Origin of the sequence: Pseudomonas sp. DrBHI1, assembly GCF_002205115.1 — a bacterium.
Taxonomy (GTDB): domain Bacteria; phylum Pseudomonadota; class Gammaproteobacteria; order Pseudomonadales; family Pseudomonadaceae; genus Aquipseudomonas; species Aquipseudomonas mosselii.
Map to the genome: position 1 here is coordinate 1 of NZ_NIBE01000109.1, position 750 is coordinate 750.

Annotated in this window: 1 protein-coding gene; it reads right to left on the reverse strand. The window is 44.3% G+C overall.

Annotated elements, in window-relative coordinates; translation table 11 throughout:
* Positions 1-62: 62 nt before the first annotated feature.
* A complete protein-coding gene (locus tag CC207_RS26845) occupies positions 63-497 on the reverse strand; it encodes a hypothetical protein (RefSeq protein WP_143496155.1) in 435 nt (144 codons plus the stop codon).
* Between the last annotated feature and the right edge of the window lie 253 nt (positions 498-750).

Here is a 750-nt window from a genome sequence, read left to right on the forward strand (position 1 = left end):
TTCTTTAAATTAGATTAGAAAAAGTAGACCTGCCCCCCTTTTCGTTTTTAGCAGACACCTAATCATTTCAGCTCCACCAATAATTTCTTGAGCCCCTCTATAGAACTAGAACCTGCTCCTCCCCCCAAATACAGGCGACCGTCATCATAAACACACTCTCCTTGCCCTTCGACAGATACACCATAGGAAACAGCTAAAGCGAGACGCCTCCCCCGTCCAGTCCCTCCCGAAACATGAGCAATAAATGGCACTCCATTCTCACTCACCTCTAGCAAAGAATCATCCGCGCTCATGAAGGTCAACCAACAGCACGCGTCACCCTCATGATCCATGATGTAAATCATATTATCCAACAAACAATCACTATCCACCAAAGTTACACCAACGGTTATTCTCTGCGTCACATACCCCAGACTAGACAGTTCTTTCCTCAGCCTTACTTTAAGCATTTTTAGCTCAGGAATCTTATTCACTGGAACGAATAAACCATTCGCCATCACTGCCACCCTATATACTGAGCCAGACGACCGGACGAAATATTCAACCAACCACCCTGGATTCTAATATAAACATTGAACGAGACGGAACTGACAAGGGTACAAATTCTTTCTATACTCTAATTTCGGCCTACCCTGCATGACTCCTCGATCCCTTCGCCCCACAGGAACCAAACCTACAGTAGAAAAAATAGACCTGTCCAATTTTCAGCCACTTTCATACTTTTTCACGCCCAAGATCAATAGTAAAATC